Source organism: Streptomyces yokosukanensis (genome assembly GCF_001514035.1).
GTDB classification, from domain to species: domain Bacteria; phylum Actinomycetota; class Actinomycetes; order Streptomycetales; family Streptomycetaceae; genus Streptomyces; species Streptomyces yokosukanensis.
In genome coordinates this window covers 1-762 of sequence record NZ_KQ948296.1, presented here as the reverse complement: position 1 = coordinate 762, position 762 = coordinate 1, and the positions used below count along the sequence as shown (strand labels likewise).

1 pseudogene is annotated in these 762 nt (G+C 68.6%); it reads right to left on the bottom strand.

Annotated elements, in window-relative coordinates:
* A pseudogene (locus tag AQI95_RS44265) lies at nt 1-707 on the bottom strand (winged helix-turn-helix domain-containing protein); the annotation flags it as partial.
* Between the last annotated feature and the right edge of the window lie 55 nt (nt 708-762).

Below are 762 nucleotides of genomic sequence, written 5' to 3'. Positions count from 1 at the left end.
CCCACCTTTGAGGAGGAGATGGGTGCGGGGCTGGTGGATGAGACGGCTCTCCTCGCCGGGTTTGTAGCAGCACAGGGCGGCGACCGAGGTACGGCGGCGGGACCTGCCGCGGACGCGGTTGACGGGTGTGTGTCCGCGCCGGCCCCGGGTGCGGGCGACCGGCGGCGTCATCGAAAATCCGGCTTCGTCCTCGAAGACGATCCAGGCGCCACATGCCGCCGCGATCCTTTTACCTGGGGCCACACCTCCTTCTTCCACAGCTCCACCGCGTGCTCGTCGCGCTCGAGTGCTCTGCGGGCCGGTGCCTGCCAGGACCAGCCGTGCCGTTTCAGCAGCCGCCATACCGTTGCCACCGACAGGCTCACCCGCAGACGTCGGCGGATCACTGTCTGGACCCGGGTCAGAGTCCAGCGTTCATCAGCGAAGCCGTGCGCCGACGGCCCCTTGCCGAGTTCCTCCTCGAGCACGGTGAATTGGTCATCGCTGACGGTCGGGGAGTTCGCCGGACCCGCCGAGCGCAGGGCCTCCATGCCGCCCTCGCGCCAAGCGCGGCGCCAGCGTTCCACCGACCGCACGCTCACCCGCAGCTCTTTCGCGATCACCGCGGTCTTCTCGCCCACCGCGAATCTCTCGCCGGCCTGAAGCCGGATCCCTTCACGAAACGCCCGACGCTCAGCGGTCAGACCCCCACCCTCCGGATACCTCACCTCACCGGCATACCGCAGGGATCACCAACCGTCACCACCCGACGACAACCCGAAA